The sequence below is a fragment of the Nonomuraea sp. NPDC003214 genome (genome assembly GCF_053590035.1).
The window spans coordinates 187,438-202,551 of record NZ_JBSFSX010000001.1 but is presented as its reverse complement, the minus strand read 5'-3'; the positions used below and the strand labels follow the sequence as shown (position 1 = coordinate 202,551).

Here is a 15,114-nt window from a genome sequence, read left to right as displayed (position 1 = left end):
CTGATGACCAAGTTCGACGAGGCCACGCAGGCGATCCGCATCGACGAGACCACCTACGACGTCTGCCTCGACCCGGGTTACTCCATCGGCGGGCCGCTCAACGGCGGCTACCTCATGGCCGTGGTGCTGCGCGCCGTGGTGGACGACTCGCCGTTCGAGCACCCGGTGAGCACCACCTCGCAGTTCCACCGGTCCCCGGCGCCGGGGCCCGCGCAGGTCCGCGTCGAACGGCTCAAGGCCGGCCGGACCGCCGCGTTCACCCGGGCCACGCTCGTCCAGGACGGCGTGCCGCAGATCGAGAGCCTGGTCACCACGGCCACGCTCACCGGCGCCGACCCGCTCTACAGTGACAAACCCGGACACGTCATGCCTCCGCTTGAGGAGTGCGTCAAGCTGCCCAACCCCAAGCCCGAGTCCAACATGACGCTCAACGCCCAGGTGGAGCTGAGCTTCGACCCGCCCACCATCGCCTGGCTGAACGGCGGCCCCACCGGCAGGCCCGAGTCGCGCGCCTACTTCCGCATGGCCGAGCCGCAGGACCCCGACCCGTTCGTGCTCGCGCTGGCCGTCGACGCGCTGCCGCCCGTGGTGTTCAGCGCCGGGCTGCGCGGCTGGGCCCCCACCGTGGACCTCACCTGGCACCTGCGCGCGCTGCCCGCGCCCGGCCTGCTCACGCTGATCGGCGGCGGCCGCCTCATCTCCGACGGCTGGTTCGACGAGGAGGTCGAGGTGTGGGACTCGGCCGGCCGCCTGGTCGCCCAGTCACGCCAGCTCGCCCGCGTCGGCCGAGGATGACACACCCGGTGTGAGCATTCTTACGCGGTGAAGACGCCGCAGGTCGCCTACCCTCGAAGCGTGCCGGACGCGAGTATTGGGATCTTCGACAGCGGGGTCGGCGGCCTGACGGTTGCCCGGGCGATCATCGACCAGCTGCCTCACGAGTCCATCACCTACGTGGCCGACACGGCCCGCCAGCCTTATGGGCCCAAGCCGCTCGCCGAGGTGCGCGCGTACGCCCTGGAGGTGATGGACCACCTCGTCGAGCACGACGTCAAGATGCTCGTCATCGCCTGCAACAGCGCCAGCGCCGCGGTCCTGCGCGACGCCCGCGAACGCTACGACGTGCCCGTGGTCGAGGTGATCCAGCCCGCCACCCGCCGCGCCGTCCGCGCCACCCGCACCGGCAGGGTCGGGGTCATCGCCACCCGCGCCACCATCGACTCGATGGCCTACCACGACGCCTTCACCGCGGCGCCCGACGTGCTGCTCACCGGCGTGGCCGCCCCGCGCCTGGTCGAGTACGTCGAGCGCGGCGAGACCATGAGCCAGGAGCTCATCGACGTGGTCCGCGGCTACCTGGAGCCGATCCAGGCCGCCGGGTGCGACACGCTCATCCTCGGCTGCACCCACTACCCGCTCCTCACCGGCGCGATCTCCTACGTGGCCGGCGACGGCGTCACGCTCGTGTCCAGCGCCGACGAGACGGCCAAGGACGTCTACCGCATCCTGCACGACCGCGGCCTGGCGGCCGGGAGCGAGGCCACCCCCCGGCACCGCTTCCGCGCGACCGGTGACTCGCTGCTCTTCGCCCGGCTCGGGCGCCGCTTCCTGGGCCCGGAGATCGACGCGGTCGAAGTCGCACCAGTGGGGGGTACCACCTACGAGGGAGGCCCACATGAAGGTGACCATAGTCGGCTGCTCGGGAAGCTTTCCCGGCCCTGACAGCCCCGCGTCCTGCTATCTCATCGAGGACGAGGGCTTCAGGCTGCTGCTCGACTTCGGCAGCGGGGCGCTGGGCGCGCTGCAGCGCCACATCGGCCTGTACGACGTCGACGCGATCTGCCTGACCCACCTGCACGCCGACCACTGCCTCGACCTGTGCCCGTACCACGTCGTGCGCACCTACGGCCCGGCCGCGCCCTACCCCCGGGTGCCCGTCCACGCGCCGGCCGACGCGCCGCGCCGGCTGGCCGCCGCCTACGGCATGCCCGAGGAGCCCGGCCTGGAGTCCAGCTACGACTTCTCGCCGCTCGCGCCCGGCAGCTTCGAGGTCGGCCCGTTCCGGGTGACCGCCGCCCGCGTCGCCCACCCCGTCGAGGCGTACGGGTTCCGCGTGGAGAGCGGCGGCGGCAGCGTCGCCTACTCCGGCGACACCGGCGAGTGCGACGAGGTCGTCAAGCTGGCCGCCGACGCCGACCTGATGCTCTGCGAGGCGTCCCTGCTCGACGCCCCCGACCTGCCCGAGGGCCTGCACATGTCCGGCCGCCAGGCCGCCGAGCACGCCGCCAGGGCCGGAGCCGGCCGGCTCGTGCTCACCCACCTGGTGCCCTGGAACGACGAGGCCACCGTGCTCGACGACGCCGCCCGCGGCGGCTTCGGCGGGCCCGTCGAGCTGGCCCGCAGCGGAGCCTGCTACGACCTGAGCTGAAGCTCGGAGAAGTCGCGCATCCGCACCAGCGGGGAGAACACCAGCGGCAGGAACGACACCAGCCTGCCCGCCATGAACACCCACAACGCCTCGCGCACGCCGATCTGCTGCGCCACGATGCCGCCCAGCAGCGCGCCGAGCGGCATCGTGCCCCACACGACGAACCTGACCGTCGCGTTGACCCGGCCCAGCAGATGCTCGGGCGCGACGGTCTGGCGGTAGGTCAGCTCGCCCACGTTGTAGAGGATCGCGCCCAGCGACAGCGCGACCGAGGTGATCGCGAAGAACGAGGCCCGCCAGTCGGCCTCCGTCATCGGCAGCAGCAGGCCGAACGGCGAGGTGACGGCCAGGGCCAGCCACGACACCCGGGCCGTCCCGTACCGCCTGAACAGCGGCCCGCCGATCAGCCCGCCGATCAGCCCGCCCACGGCGCCCGACATGAGCAGCGCGCCGACCAGGCCGGGCGGCAGCAGCACCACGTCCGCCAGGAACAGCACCGACAGGCCGAGCACCGCGCTCAGGCACAGGTTCGTCAGCGCGGTGGTCGTCATGAACGTGCGCAGCAGCCGGTCACGCCAGGCGAACGCGAACCCCTCCCGGATGCCGGACAGCATGCCCCGGTCGGCGGTGTTCGCCGGAGGGTGGTCGGGGGTCCTGATCGTGCCCAGGAAGAGCACCGAGGAGAGCGAGGCCGCCGCCGTGGCGAGCAGCGTGAGCGGCGCGCCGAGCAGCTGCACGAGCACGCCGCCGAGGCCGGGACCGGCCAGCGCGCCGCCGGAGCGGACCACTTCGAGCTTGGCGTTGCCGTCGGCCAGCCGGTCCTTCGTCACCAGCTCCGGCAGGTAGCTCAGGTCGGAGACGTCGTTGAACACCCCGGCCACGCTCACCAGCAGCGCCACCACGCACAGCATCGCCATCGACAGCAGGCCCAGCGCGCTCGCCGCCGGGATGCTCGCCAGCAGCAGGCACCTGGCCAGGTCGGCGGCCATCATCACGCGGCGCTTCCGCATCCGGTCGACCCACACCCCCGCGGGCAGGCCGATCAGCAGGAAGGCCGCGCTCTGTAACGCCGACAGGACTCCCAAGGAGAGAGGGGAGGCGTGCAACGTCAGCACGGCTACCAGAGGGAGCGCCACACGCGAGATGTTGGCGCCCATTTCGTTGGCGACGTGCGAGCTCAAGAAGCGGAGAAAGTCAGGGCTACGCAACACCCCCGTTGTCATTGCGTCAGGATCCCTGTGTCGGACACTGTCGGTCAAGAGCGTGGTGGCGCGGAGATAGGGTGATCTGCATGTCTCGACAGGATGGCCGCAATTCTGACCAGCTCCGTTCCATCAACATCACAAGACGGTGGCTTTCTCACGCCGAGGGTTCGGTGCTGGTGGAGTTCGGCGGCACGCGGGTCCTCTGCGCCGCCTCCGTCCAGGACAGCGTGCCCCGGTGGCGGCGGGGCAGCGGGCAGGGCTGGGTGACCGCCGAGTACGCGATGCTGCCGCGCGCCACCAACACCCGCAACGACCGCGAGTCGGTCCGCGGGAAGATCGGCGGGCGCACCCACGAGATCTCCCGGCTCATCGGCCGCTCGCTGCGCGCGTGCGTCGACTACAAGGCGCTCGGCGAGAACTCCATCGTGCTCGACTGCGACGTGCTCCAGGCCGACGGCGGCACCCGCACCGCCGCCATCACCGGCGCGTACGTGGCGCTCGCCGACGCCGTCGCGTGGATGCGCGAGCGCAAGATGTGCCCCGGCGACCCGCTGATCGGCTCCGTCTCCGCGGTCTCCGTCGGCGTGGTCGGCTCGGTGCCGATGCTCGACCTCTGCTACGTCGAGGACGTCGCCGCCGAGACCGACATGAACGTCGTCATGACCGGCGAGGGCAGCTTCGTCGAGGTGCAGGGCACCGCCGAGGGCGCGCCGTTCGACCGGGCCGTGCTCGACCAGCTCCTCGACCTGGCCGTGGCCGGCTGCGAGGAGCTGACCCTGATCCAGCAGGAGGCGCTGAGCTCATGAAGATCGTTCTCGCCACGCGCAACCCGGGGAAGATCGCCGAGCTGCGCCGCATCCTGGCCGGCTTCGACATCGTCGGGCTGGAGGAGTTCCCCTCGATCGGCGACGTCGCCGAGACCGGCGTCACGTTCGAGGAGAACGCCCTGCTCAAAGCGCACGCCGTGGCCCAGGCCGCCGGGCTGCCCGCCGTCGCCGACGACTCCGGCCTCTGCGTCGACGTGCTCAACGGCATGCCCGGCGTGCTGTCCGCCCGCTGGGCCGGCCGCCACGGCGACGACGAGGCCAACCTGCGGCTGCTGCTCGCCCAGGTGTCCGACGTGCCCGCCGACAAGCTGACCGCGCACTTCGCCTGCGTGGCCGCGCTCGCGCTGCCGTCGGGGGAGTGGCGGGTCGCCGAGGGCACGCTGCCCGGCCGCCTCGTCACCACGCCCCGGGGCACCAACGGGTTCGGCTACGACCCGATCCTCGTGCCCGACGGCGACACGCGCACCACCGCCGAGCTGTCACCCGAGGAGAAGGACGCCATCAGCCACCGGGGCCGCGCCTTCCGCGCCCTCGCGCCGATCGTCCGCGAACTGCTCTCGGCGTAACCACCGCGTAAGAACCCTCGGCCGCCGGGCGGCGTAGCGTCGTTCACGTGCAGAGGAATTCGGTCATCCCGGCCTGGGCGGGCGCGCTGGCGGGCATCGTGGCAGGGGGCGTGGCGCTCGGCGCCGCCCAGCTCGTGGCGGGGGTCGTCGGCGGCGACGCCTCCCCGGTGGTCGCGGTGGGCGACGCCGTCGTGGACCTGTCGCCGGCGGCGCTCAAGGAGTTCGCCGTCGCCGCGTTCGGCGTGTACGACAGGGTCGTCCTGCTCGGCGGGGTGCTCGTCGTGCTCGCCCTGGTCGCGGCCGGGCTCGGCGTGCTCGCCCGGGGCGCCGTCGGGCGGGGGCTGGCCGGGGTGGTGGCGTTCGGCGCCGTGGGGCTGGCGGCGGTCCTCACCCGGCCCGGGGCGGGCGCGGTCGACGCGCTGCCGACCGTGGTGGGCGTCGTGGCGGGCATGTGGACGCTGTCCTGGCTGATCGGCCGCGCCGCGCCCTCTGCAGTGTCCTCTGTCGTGCCCTCTGTCGCGCCTGAGCTGCCCGCCGTGATGCGGGCGGGCGGAGGGGAGCCGTACGCGTTCGACCGGCGGCGGCTGCTGACCGGCGCCGCCGGGGGCGTGGTCGCCGCGGGCGCCGGGACGCTGCTCGGGCACGGGCTCGGCAGCCGCCGGGCCGTGGACGCCGCCCGGGTCGCCCTCGCCCTGCCCGCTCCGGCGACCCCCGCGCCGCCGCTGCCGCCGGGGACCGACTTCAAGCTCAAGGGGCTCACCCCCTTCATCACGAAGAATGCTGACTTCTACAGGGTGGACACGGCGCTGATCGTCCCCCAGGTGGACCCCGCCACCTGGACCTTGCGCGTCCACGGGCTCGTCGACCGGCCCGTCGAGATCACGTACGAGGACCTGCTGAGAAGGCCGCTGACCGAGGCCGACATCACCCTCACCTGCGTCTCCAACGAGGTCGGCGGCCCCTACGCCGGCAACGCCCGCTGGCTCGGCGCCCGCATGGCCGACCTGCTGCGCGAAGCCGGCCTCCGCTCCGGCGCCGACATGCTGCTGTCCACCTCCGCCGACGGGTTCACCTGCGGCACCCCGCTCGACGTCGTCATGGACGGCCGCGACGCCCTGTTCGCCGTCGCCATGAACGGCGAACCGCTGCCCGTCGACCACGGCTTCCCCGTACGCCAGGTGGTGCCCGGCCTGTACGGATACGTGTCGGCCACCAAATGGGTGGTCGACCTCAAGGTGACCCGGTTCGACACGGACGAGGCGTACTGGACACCGCGTGGCTGGGCGGCCAAGGGGCCCATCAAGACCCAGTCGCGCATCGACCTCCCCAAGCCGGGCGCCACGCTGCCCGCCGGCCGCACCACGATCGCGGGCGTCGCCTGGGCCCAGCACACCGGCGTCGACGCCGTCGAGGTCCGCGTCGACGGCGGCGCCTGGCAGCAGGCCCGGCTCGCCGCCGTCCCCGGCCCCGACACCTGGCGGCAGTGGGCCCTCGACTGGGACGCCACCCCGGGCGACCACACCATCGAGGTACGCGCCACCGACGCCGCCGGGCGCACCCAGACCGCCGAACGCCGCCCCATCACCCCCGACGGCGCCACCGGCCGGCACACCGTCACCGTCTACATCGCCTGACGACCCGTCCAGATACGTCCGCGTTTGCGCAGGTCAGATGGGTAGTCATGGCCGACAATCTTCCTGACTTTGGCCCCTCATCCGCGGCGACCAGCCCTACGATCGGTCGTCGAGCATGACAGGAGGCAGGACGTGTTCCGCGACCGCAAGTCCGGCGTCCGGTGGGTCCTTCCCGAGGGGCAGTACAACCCCGTGGTCGCTGACGGTGTCCGATGGCTCGAATACGAGCGCGCCGCCGACCCAGGCCCGCCCGACTCCACCCAGCCAGAGCCCAACTCCCCATCCCCCAACGCCACCCAACCACCCCCAACCCACGCCAACGCCCACCCCGACCGCACCCGAGGCGGCGCTGTCCCGAGCGACGACGCTCAGCGGGACCGTGCCCGGAGCTACGCCGCCCCGGGCGACGACGCTTCGGGTGAGCGCGTGCGAGGTGCCACCGCCTGGGGCGGCCGCACATGGGGCGGTGAAGCACGGCGTGACCGCGCCCGAGGCGACGATGCCCAGGGCGGCGATCCCTGGGGCGGGTTGCGCCCCTTCGGCAGCGAAGCCCGGGACAGCCGCGCCCAGGGCGGCGACGTCCGGGGTGGCCACCTCGGAGACGGCCGCGCTGGAGGCGACCGTTCTGGAAGTGACCGCGCTCGGGGTGGCGTCGCTCCGGGGGACGCGGCCCGTACCGAGGCTCCTCGGCAGGAGGTCGCGTGGGCCGACACCATCTGGTCCGACGCCACCTCCACGGGAGCCGGGGGCGGCACCCGGCCGGACCCGGCCCAGTCGCGCCCGAGCGCGCCCTTCGACCTGCGGAAAGGCTCATCTTCACCAGAGGGCGGGGAACGCGTGCCCGGTGGCAAGCCACCCGCGCCCAACGGCACGGGCCCCGCGCCCGGCGGCACCCCGTACGACGGCCGGTGGCTGACCGGGGAGTCCCGCACCCCAGGTTCGTCGGCCCCGGCCTCCCACCCGAACGGCTCCTTCCCGCAGAGCCGGCCGCCGAGCGCCGGCCAGAGCCCGCCGTCCGAAACCCAGAACGCCCCGCCGTCCGGGGCCCACCACGCCCAGCACACCTGGCCCGGCCCGTCGCTCGGCACCGTCATGCCGGGCTCACCGCACGGGCGCTCGAACGGCACGCCGAACGGCACACTGAACGGCACGGCGGCAGGCGGCGGGATGCCCGGTGCGGCGAACGGCGCTGCTGCGACGGGCGCGATGCCGGGCTGCTCGGCATGGCCAGGCACGCCCACCCCACCACATGGCGCCACCCCGCCACACGGGACCACCGCCCCAGCGAACGGCACTGTCCCATCCTCGAACGGCACCGGCGCCTCGTCGAACGGCGCCGCCTCTCCGCAGGCCGGGAGGGCCGCGCCGAACGGCCCCGGGCCGTCGTCGAAGCGACCCCGCTCCCCACAGGAACTGGGCCAACTGCCCGCCTGGCCGGGCCACCTGCCGTCCGAACCGGTCACGCCCCCCAACGAGCCGCCCACGAGGTCGGCCGCTCGACGCGAGGAGCCGCCGGAGTCCCGCCCGACGACCTGGCCCGGAGAAGCGTCCGCTGCCAGGTGGCCGGACAGGTCCCCCTCGCCCACGTGGCCAGGCGAGCCACCCGCCGTCCGCCCGAGCGACCCGCCCGCGCGGCTGAGCGATGCGTCCGGGCGGCCGGGTGAGCGGCCCGAGGGGGCGGCGCACCGGGCTGGGGGAGCGGCGGCTCCTCCTGCCACGTGGCTGAGCGATGCGTCTCCGCGTTCCGCCGCGCGGCAGGGCGAGCGGCCCGAGTGGTCGCCTCATCCGCCCGACGAGGCGTCGGCGCGATCTGCCGTACGGCCGGTACCGGGGTTTGAGGACCCGGCCCGTCGGTCCGGGGAGGCGGCGGCGGGTACCGGCGCGCGGCCGGGTGAGGCGCAGGCGCGCGCCGGCGTATGGTCCGGCGAGACTGTCGCGCGAATCGGCGGGCAGCCGGGCGAGGCGGCCGCGCGGTCGGTCACGCAGGAGGGTGAGGGGGCGGCGCGGTCGGTTACGCAGGCGGGTGCTCGTCACTCCGGGCCGGGGCGGAGCGCCGGTGAGGGCAGGGGGGCTGCGGTTCTCGCGGGGGAGGGGCGGCGGGGGACGGCGGAGTACGACTGGTTCGACTGGCCGCATCGGCCGCCGAAGCTCGTGGACAGCAGGCCGTACGGGGTGCCGGGCGGGCTGGTGCCGCCGGATCCGCAGGTGGAGCGGGATCTGGCGGCGGCGGTCACGATGGGGACGCGGTTCCCGGATCCGCGCGGCACCTGGGTGCGGCTGATCAACGGCGGCGGCCCGGCGGATGATCCGTTCCGCGTGTCGAATGCCGCCGACTGCGCGCTTGCCGTGCTGTCCACGTGGCATGGGGAGCCGGCGGCGTCGGCGCCGAGGATGCCCGAGTACGACCGGGTGGGGCGGCCGTTGCTGACCGGTGAGGCGGGGAGCACGGCGCGGATGGAGCGCTGGGTCGGTCAGCGGTTCCAGCATGCGGGGCAGGGGCGGCACGCGTACCCGATGGTGGCGCGGCGGCTGCTGGAGGCGGGGCACGGCGCGTCGGCGGTGATCGTGGTGCGCTGGCCGGGCGGCGGGACGCACGCGTGGAACGCGGTGAACTCCCACGGTGAGGTGATCTGGATCGACGCGCAGCGGGGGCACATGGCGGTGGAGCCGCCGTACCTGACGGTGACGGGGGTGTTCTGCGTGATTCTCGACAGGCAGGGGCAGCCGCGGTGAACATGGACCAGGCCAGGGCGCTGGCGGAGGAGTACTTCAACGGGGTGCGCCCGGCGGGGGAGGCGCTGTCGGTGGGCATCCACGCGTTCGCCGAGGGGTACGTGGCGTGGGTGCGGGATCTGGAGCCTGACGATCCGGCGCGGCTGCCCGACGGGGTGGGCGGGGGCTGCGTGGTGATCGACCGGGCCACGGGCGAGGTGGTGGCCCGGCCGCTGCTCGATCCGGAGTCGGTGGCGGAGCTGTGGCCGGGGCATCGGCCCCGGTGACGGCCCAGGGCCTCGGCTGACGGCCCAGGACCCAGGGCCCAGGGCGGCGCGGGACGGGTGAGGCCGGGCGCCGCCCCCATGGACGCCCGACCTACAAGTGCCCTATCCGGATTTAGCGGCTTTTATCCATCTCTATCCGCATTTATCCAATTCCCCGGCGTCAGGTGGCGAGCGACCCGACGATCGACGCCCGCGCGGCGCGCCGCGCCGGCACGACCGCCGCCAGCACCCCGGCCAGCCCCGACACGACCACGAACAGCGCGATCTGCCACGGCGACGCCGAGAAGACGGCCCCCGACAGCATCGCCCGCACCGCGGCCCAGCCGAACGACATGCCCAGCACTACGCCCACCAGCGCCCCGATCAGCCCGAGCACCAACGCCTCCACGGAGAGCATCCGCCGCAACTGCGGCCTGGTGAGCCCGAGCGCCCGCAGCAGCGCCGATTCCCTGGTCCGCTCGTGGACCGACAGGGAGAGCGTGTTGGCGATGCCGAGCAGCGAGATGAGGATCGCCAGCCCGAGCAGCCCCGTAATGATCATGAGCACCATGTCGAGCGTCTGGTCGAACTCGCCGCGGATCTCGGTCGAGCTCATCACCTGGACGGTCGGGTGGCCGGCCGCCGCGGCGTCGACCACGGCGCGGGCCCGTTCCGCGGTCACGCCGTCGGCGATGTTGAGCACGACGGTGCTGTCGGGCACCGCCCCGAACACCTCGTCGAACTGCGGCGCGGACATGGTGATCGTGGGCAGCGGCGAGTCGCTGCCCGGGAAGACGGCGACCACCCGCAGGTCGATCGTGCCGGACCGCTTGGTCTTGACGGGGACGGTGTCGCCGACCTTGACGCCCAGGTCGGTAGCGGCGTGGTCGGCGATGGCGGCCGTGCCGGGCCCGAGCGCGCCGATCGAACCGGACGTCACCTCGGGCTTGAGCGGCCCCTGGAAAGCGCCCACCTGGACCTTGATGTCGCCTGACGCGCTCATCGTGTCGCGGATCTGCACCACGCCCGACAGCTCGGGCGCGGCCCGCAGCTCGTCGGCGATGGAGCGCGGGATGATGGACTCGCGCGACTGGGAGGTGAGCTGGTAGTCGACGGGGAACTGGTCGTCGAGCTTGACCGTCACGGTGGCCCGGGTCGACGCGGTGATCACCGAGATGAGCGTCATCAGCGTCACGCCGATGGTCAGCGCCACGGTCGTGGTGGCCGCCCGCTTGGGGTTGCGCCCGGAGTTGTCCACGGCCAGCTTGCCCGGCACCCCGAACAGCCGCGCCGGGAGCCAGCCGACCAGCGCGCTCAGCGGCCTGACCAGCAGCGGCCCGATGATGAGCACGCCCAGGAAGGTCAGCACGCCGCCGCCCATGACGACGAGCAGCGAGATCTGCTCGCCGGGCGTCATCACCAGCGCGCCGACCGCGGCCAGCCCGACGCCGCCCAGCAGGAACAGCGCGGCGAACGCCACGCGCAGCACCCCGGTGCGGAACGTCTGCTCCTCGGTCTGCGTGCGCAGCGCCGCGATCGGCGCGACGCGGGTGGCGGTACGGGCGGGCAGCACCGCGGCGCCGACCGTGACCACCAGGCCGACGGCCAGGCCGATGCCGATCGTGGCCGGGGTGAGCCGCATCGCCGCCTCGGTGGGCAGCGGCGCGTCCACCGCGCGCAGCACGGCCAGCGTGATCGCGCTCAGGCCGTAGCCGGCGGCCAGCCCGAGCACCGACGCGATCAGCCCGACCACCGCCGACTCGACGAGCACCGAGCCGAACACCTGGCCGCGCGTCGCCCCGATGCACCGCAGCAGCGCCATCTCCCGGGTCCGCTGCGCGACGAGGATGTTGAAGGTGTTGTAGATGACCAGCGTCGCCACCAGCATCGCCACGAACCCGAACATCAGCAGCCCGAGGGTGAGCATCTCGATCTGCAGCCCGGCGGACTTGGCCAGGTCGGAGGCCAGCTCGTCGCCGGTCTTGACGACGAGCCCGGCGCCGGCGGCCGAGGCGACGGCCCGCTTCAGCGCGACGGGGTCGGCCCCCGCGACGTCGATCTCGGCGAACTCCCGCTCGCCGGTCATCCGCTGCGCCGTCGCCGTGGTGAACCCGAGCGCCCCGGTGAAGGCCAGCTCCTGGTCCACGCCCGGGTCGAACAGCCCGACGAGCTTGAACGTGTGCTCGCGCTGCTTGGCGTCGAGCACCGTGATCGTGTCGCCGACCTGGAAGCCCTCGGCCTTGGCGGTGTTCTCGTCGAGCACGGCCGCCTGGTCGTCGCTGCCGGGCCCGGTGCCGCTCACGATGGAGGTGCGGGCCAGCACGCCCGGCACGACGGAGATCGCCGTCGTGGGCAGGCTGCCGACGGCCTTGCCGTCCTTGCCGAGCAGCGGCGCGCTGCCGCGGACCAGCCCGTGCGCCTCCTGGACGCCGGGGACGGCGCGCACCCGTTCCAGCGTCTCCGGCGCGATGCCCTTGTCCGGCTTGCCGGGCAGCACGGCCACCGCGACCTTGCCGGCGTCGGCCGTGACGCGCTCCTCGAACCCGGCCTGGACCGTGTCGTTCAGCACGAACGTGCCGGTGATGAACGCGACCCCCAGCATGATCGCGAGCGAGGTGAGCAGCAGCCGCACCTTGTGCGCGCGCAGCCCCGCCCTGGCGGTCTTCAGCACCTCACGCCTCCAGCTTCATCAGCGTGTCGAGCACCGACTGCGGCGTCGGCGAGGTGATCTCGGTGACCAGCGAGCCGTCCCGCAGGAACACCACCCGGTCGGCGTACGAGGCGGCCATCGGGTCGTGCGTGACCATGACGATCGTCTGGCCCAGCTCGCGCACCGACGTGCGCAGGAACGACAGCACCTCGGCGCCGCTGCGCGAGTCGAGGTTGCCGGTCGGCTCGTCGGCGAAGATCACCTGCGGCTTGCTGATGAGCGCCCTGGCCACGGCCACGCGCTGCTGCTGGCCGCCGGACAGCTCGTTGGGCCGGTGGCGCAGCCGGTCCTTCAGCCCGACGGTCTCGATGACCCGGTCGAACAGCACCTGGTCGGCCTGCCGGTCGGCGATCTCCAGCGGCAGCCGGATGTTCTCCTCGGCGGTCAGCGTCGGCAGCAGGTTGAACGCCTGGAAGATGAAGCCGATCCGCTCCCGGCGCAGCAGCGTGAGCTGCTTGTCGCCGAGCCCGGTCAGCTCCACGTCACCGATGTGCACGGTGCCCGCGGTCGCGCTGTCGAGACCGGCCAGGCAGTGCATCAGCGTGGACTTGCCCGATCCGGACGGGCCCATGATCGCGGTGAAGGCGCCGGTGGCGAAGGCCACGTCCACCTCGCGCAGGGCGTGCACCCGGGCGTCGCCCTGGCCGTACACCTTGGACAGCCCCTTGGCCACCACTGCCGGCGGCGCCTGGCGCGGGGTCTCGGTGAGAGTCACGTTCACTCCTCGTCGTGCGAAAACAACGCGACTCACGCTAGGGGCGCGAAACCCGCCGGACCTGGGCCTTGAGGACGGACTTCGTGTAGGACCGTGGATGACCCGGGTCAGCCGTTCGGCCGATGCGAGGGCACCACGAGCCCGGCCTCGTAGGCGTAGACGACCACCTGCGCCCGGTCGCGCAGCCCCAGCTTGGCCAGCACCCGGCCCAGATGCGTCTTGACCGTCGCCTCCGCCACCTCCAGCTCGGCGGCGATCTCCAGGTTGGAGCGGCCGCGCGCCACCATGAGCAGCACCTCGCGCTCGCGCGGCGTCAGCTCCGTCGCCGCCGCGGGCTCCTCCGTCGGCAGGAACGTGGCGAACCGGTCGAGCATCCGCTTCAGCGTCGTCGGCGCCATCACGGCCTCGCCCGCGTGCACCGACCGGATCGCCGTCACCAGCTCCGCCGTCGGCACGTCCTTCAGCAGGAACCCCGACGCGCCCGCCCTGATCGCCGCGAACGCGTACTCGTCGAGGTCGAACGTGGTCAGCACCAGCACCTTCGGGCCGGTGATGTGCTTGATCGCCTCGACGCCGTCCATGCGCGGCATCCGCACGTCCATCAGGACGACGTCCACCTCGACCGTGCGCAGCACCTCGATCGCCTGCTGGCCGTCGCCCGCCTCGGCCACCACCTCGATGCCGGGCTGCGCGCCCAGCACCATGCGGAACCCGGCCCGCAGCAACTGCTGGTCGTCGACCAGCATGACCCGTATCATCCGCCGCTCTCCTAAGCCGCTTTCGACTCGGCCGTGGGCAGCCGCGCCAGCACTTCGAACCCGCCACCCGCGCGCGGCCCGGCCGTGACCGCGCCGCCGTACATCGTGACCCGCTCCCGCATGCCCACCAGCCCGTGGCCGCCCGTCTCGGTGGCCGGGGCGGCCGCGCCGCGGCCGTCGTCCGTCACCCGCACGACCAGCTCGGGGCCGCTGTAGCGCAGCTCGACCTGCGCGCGGACGCCCGGCCCGCCGTGCTTGAGCGCGTTGGTCAGGGCCTCCTGGACGATCCGGTAGACGGCCAGCTGCTTGCCCTCGGTCAGCTCGGTGCGCCGGCCCGTGACCCGCAGCCGCGCGGGCACGCCCGCAGCCCGCACCAGCTCGTCGAGCTGCGCCAGACCGGGCTGCGGCGTGTAGTCGGTGCCGCCGTCGTCCTGCCGCAGCACGCCGACGAGCCGGCGCATCTCGGCCAGCGCCTCCCGGCCGGTCCTGGAGATCGTCCGTACGGCCTGCCGCGCCTGCTCGGGGTCGCTGTCGATGGCGTAGCCCGCGCCGTCGGCCTGCACGACCATGACGCTCACGTTGTGCGCCACCACGTCGTGCAGCTCCCTGGCGATCCTGGCCCGCTCGGCGGCGGCCGCCATCCGGGCCTGCTGGTCGCGCTCGCGCTCGGCGCGTTCGGCGCGCTCCTCCAGCCCCTCCAGGTAGCGGCGGCGCGTGCTCGCGTACAGGCCGGTCAGCCAGAGCGCCATCACGAAGATCGTGCTGGTGGTGAACATGCCCAGCGTCGGCGTGTCCCACTGCACCAGCGCCAGGAACACGCCCAGCTCGGCCACCATCAGCGCCGCCAGCGCCCACCGGAACGCGCACTGGTAGACCACCGACCACAGCGCCACCAGCACCGCCATGTTGGCCGGCAGCACCTCGATCTGGGCCGCCCACTGCGCGAAACTGACCAGCGACACCACGGCGAACACCGCCAGCGGACGCCGCCGCCACAGCAACGGCAGCAGCAGCGCCAGCGTCAGCACCGCGTAGACGGGCGCGTTGAGCGGCGGCAGCGACCCGTCGGGCGCGTAGGTCAGATAAGGCACGACGGGCAGCAGGCACAGCAGCGCGAGAGGAGCCACCCGCAGGGCGTCCATCAGCTTCACATGGCGCCTCGACCACGCCCGTACCCTGCCGAACACAACCATCACGATACGTAAACCCGGGAGTGGGGCGGCTCAGCCTTGAGAGTGAAGTACGCCTACGACCCTGGTCTTACACGGCTCCGGTCTTACGCGGGTCTTACGG

At 73.2% G+C, this 15,114-nt stretch carries 13 protein-coding genes; 8 read left to right on the top strand and 5 right to left on the bottom strand.

The annotated features are described in order from the left end of the window. Positions 1-3 precede the first annotated feature (3 nt). From ACWDXC_RS00935 to ACWDXC_RS00925, 3 genes are read left to right on the top strand one after another with little or no spacing between them, the layout of a single operon-like run. Positions 4-795 carry a thioesterase family protein gene (locus ACWDXC_RS00935; protein WP_357591267.1) on the top strand — a complete coding sequence of 264 codons (792 nt, stop codon included), beginning with the start codon at positions 4-6 and terminating at the stop codon, positions 793-795. Positions 796-822: 27 nt separating this feature from the next. Beyond that, positions 823-1,722, top strand: coding sequence for a glutamate racemase (gene murI, locus ACWDXC_RS00930; RefSeq protein ID WP_372455404.1), 900 nt, complete (start codon positions 823-825; stop codon positions 1,720-1,722). Then, positions 1,676-2,428 (top strand): MBL fold metallo-hydrolase, encoded by a 753-nt coding sequence (locus tag ACWDXC_RS00925; protein WP_219510385.1) that lies wholly within the window; start codon positions 1,676-1,678, stop codon positions 2,426-2,428. Before murI ends, ACWDXC_RS00925 begins: the two co-directional genes overlap by 47 nt. On the opposite strand, the gene ACWDXC_RS00920 is transcribed toward ACWDXC_RS00925, so the two are convergent. Next, positions 2,413-3,651 (bottom strand): MFS transporter, encoded by a 1,239-nt coding sequence (locus ACWDXC_RS00920; protein WP_449976647.1) that lies wholly within the window; start codon positions 3,649-3,651, stop codon positions 2,413-2,415. The genes ACWDXC_RS00925 and ACWDXC_RS00920 overlap by 16 nt on opposite strands. A 68-nt stretch (positions 3,652-3,719) precedes the next feature. Between ACWDXC_RS00920 and rph the strand changes: the two genes are divergently transcribed. The 5 genes from rph (at position 3,720) to ACWDXC_RS00895 (ending at position 9,659) form a co-directional block, all read left to right on the top strand. Next, positions 3,720-4,439, top strand: coding sequence for a ribonuclease PH (gene rph, locus ACWDXC_RS00915; protein WP_219510387.1), 720 nt, complete (start codon positions 3,720-3,722; stop codon positions 4,437-4,439). Beyond that, positions 4,436-5,026 (top strand): RdgB/HAM1 family non-canonical purine NTP pyrophosphatase, encoded by a 591-nt coding sequence (gene rdgB / locus ACWDXC_RS00910; RefSeq protein ID WP_219510388.1) that lies wholly within the window; start codon positions 4,436-4,438, stop codon positions 5,024-5,026. The genes rph and rdgB overlap by 4 nt, the downstream gene beginning before the upstream one ends. Before the next feature lie 47 nt (positions 5,027-5,073). Further along, positions 5,074-6,660, top strand: a complete 1,587-nt coding sequence (locus ACWDXC_RS00905) for a molybdopterin-dependent oxidoreductase (RefSeq protein WP_449976642.1) — start codon at positions 5,074-5,076, stop codon at positions 6,658-6,660. 2,151 nt (positions 6,661-8,811) lie between these two features. Next, positions 8,812-9,393, top strand: coding sequence for a toxin glutamine deamidase domain-containing protein (locus ACWDXC_RS00900; protein WP_219510390.1), 582 nt, complete (start codon positions 8,812-8,814; stop codon positions 9,391-9,393). A 2-nt stretch (positions 9,394-9,395) separates the two neighbouring features. Next, positions 9,396-9,659: a hypothetical protein gene (locus ACWDXC_RS00895; protein WP_449978137.1), complete on the top strand. Its 264-nt coding sequence runs from the start codon at positions 9,396-9,398 to the stop codon at positions 9,657-9,659. A 160-nt stretch (positions 9,660-9,819) separates the two neighbouring features. Here the strand turns inward: ACWDXC_RS00895 and ACWDXC_RS00890 are convergent, their stop codons facing one another. The 4 genes from ACWDXC_RS00890 to ACWDXC_RS00875 all read right to left on the bottom strand — a co-directional run bounded on the left by ACWDXC_RS00890 (position 9,820) and on the right by ACWDXC_RS00875 (position 15,014). Then, positions 9,820-12,309, bottom strand: a complete 2,490-nt coding sequence (locus ACWDXC_RS00890; protein WP_449976638.1) for an ABC transporter permease — start codon at positions 12,307-12,309, stop codon at positions 9,820-9,822. Between the two features lies 1 nt (position 12,310). Beyond that, positions 12,311-13,063 (bottom strand): ABC transporter ATP-binding protein, encoded by a 753-nt coding sequence (locus tag ACWDXC_RS00885; RefSeq protein ID WP_308126017.1) that lies wholly within the window; start codon positions 13,061-13,063, stop codon positions 12,311-12,313. A gap of 107 nt (positions 13,064-13,170) precedes the next feature. Then, complete coding sequence (locus ACWDXC_RS00880; protein WP_364180474.1) at positions 13,171-13,821, bottom strand: response regulator transcription factor; 651 nt, start codon at positions 13,819-13,821, stop codon at positions 13,171-13,173. 11 nt (positions 13,822-13,832) lie between these two features. Continuing rightward, positions 13,833-15,014: a sensor histidine kinase gene (locus tag ACWDXC_RS00875; RefSeq protein ID WP_443681636.1), complete on the bottom strand. Its 1,182-nt coding sequence runs from the start codon at positions 15,012-15,014 to the stop codon at positions 13,833-13,835. Between the last annotated feature and the right edge of the window lie 100 nt (positions 15,015-15,114).